The 1,692-nt window shown below is 70.0% G+C and carries 2 protein-coding genes; both read left to right on the top strand.

Annotated elements, in window-relative coordinates:
* Positions 1 to 1,211, top strand: a 1,211-nt coding sequence (fabB, locus tag VTU_RS0105990) for a beta-ketoacyl-ACP synthase I (protein ID WP_010102024.1), incomplete at its 5' end; no start/stop codon positions are given.
* Between the two features lie 24 nt (positions 1,212 to 1,235).
* Positions 1,236 to 1,619, top strand: coding sequence for a fluoride efflux transporter CrcB (gene crcB / locus VTU_RS0105995; RefSeq protein WP_010102026.1), 384 nt, complete (start codon positions 1,236 to 1,238; stop codon positions 1,617 to 1,619).
* Positions 1,620 to 1,692: the final 73 nt, after the last annotated feature.

Below are 1,692 nucleotides of genomic sequence, written 5' to 3' on the forward strand. Positions count from 1 at the left end.
AGCGTGTGGTGATCACGGGCGCGGGGATCGTCTCGTGCATCGGCAACGACATGGCCACGGTCACGCAGTCGTTGCGCGCGGGCCGCTCGGGAATCCGCGCCATGCCCCAGTTCACCGAGCTGGGCATGCGCAGCCAAGTCGCGGGCGTGCCGCAGATCGACCTGGAAAAGCGCATCGACCGCAAGCAGCTGCGCTTCATGGGCGACGCAGCCGCCTACGCGCACGTTGCACTGGCCGACGCGATCGCCCAGGCGGGCCTCGCGCCCGGGCAGGTCTCACACCCGCGCACCGGCCTCATCATGGGCTCGGGCGGCGGTTCGCCGGCGAACCAGATCGAGGCGGCGGACATTCTGCGCAGCAAGGGAATCCGCCGCGTGGGTCCGTACCAGGTCACGCGCTGCATGGGCTCGACGGTGTCCGCCTGCCTGTCGACCCACTTCGGCGTCAAGGGCGTGAACTACTCCATCACCTCGGCGTGCAGTACCTCGGCGCACTGCATCGGCGCGGCCGCGCAGCAAATCGCCTGGGGCATGCAGGACGTGGTGTTCGCCGGCGGCGGCGAGGAGGTCACCTGGGGCATGGGCCTGCTGTTCGACGCCATGGGCGCCATGTCCAGCGCGTACAACGCCACGCCCGAGAAGGCTTCGCGCGCCTACGACGCGCACCGTGACGGCTTCGTGCTCTCGGGCGGCGGCGGCGCCGTGGTGCTCGAGAGCCTGGAGCACGCGCAGGCGCGCGGCGCCGCGATCCTGGGCGAGATCATCGGCTTTGGCGCCACCTCCGACGGCGCCGACATGGTGGCCCCCTCGGGCGACGGCGCCGTGGCCTGCATGCGCCAGGCCATCGCCATGGCCGCCGAGCCCATCGACTACATCAACACCCACGGCACCTCCACGCCCGTGGGCGACGTGCCCGAACTGCACGCCATCCGCAGGGTGTTCGGCGCGCAGGTCCCGCCGTTCTCTTCGACCAAGTCGCTCACGGGCCACTCGCTCGGCGCCACGGGCGTGCAGGAGGCCATCTACTGCCTGCTCATGCTGAGCCAAGGCTTCATCGCCGGTTCGGCGAACATCGAAACGCTGGACCCCGCAGCCGAGGGCCTGCCCCTGGTGCGCGAGACGCGCGCCGCGCCGATCCGCACGGCGCTGTCCAACAGCTTCGGCTTTGGCGGCACCAACGCCAGCCTGGTGCTGCGCCGCTGGGAGCACTGATTTTTCAGCCCGTCGGACCGGTCGATGCCACATGTTCTTGCCATCTGCATCGGGGCCTGCGTGGGCGCGCTGGCACGCTGGCGCCTGGGCCTGTGGCTGAGCCCCGGGGGCCTGATTCCCTGGGGCACGCTGGCCGCGAATCTGACGGGCGGCTATCTCATTGGCGTTTGCCTCGCCGTCTTTCACGCCATGCCCGCGTTGGACCCGGCGTGGCGGCTGGCGCTGGCCACGGGGTTTCTGGGGGCGCTCACCACCTTCTCGGGCTTTTCGGCCGAAGTGCTCGAAATGCTGATGGCGCAACGCTATCTGCTGGCCCTGGGCTGCACGGCGCTGCATCTGCTGGGCTCCCTGGGACTGACGCTGCTCGGCATGCGCAGCGCTTCCTGCCTCATGGCAGCGCACGCCTGACGTCCCTGCGCGGGCCTTTCTTTCACCGACCGACACCGCGAGCCCGGCATGCAAGCCAACACCCAACTCAACG

The organism is Verminephrobacter aporrectodeae subsp. tuberculatae At4, assembly GCF_000193225.1.
In the GTDB taxonomy this organism is placed as follows: Bacteria; Pseudomonadota; Gammaproteobacteria; order Burkholderiales; family Burkholderiaceae_C; genus Acidovorax; species Acidovorax aporrectodeae.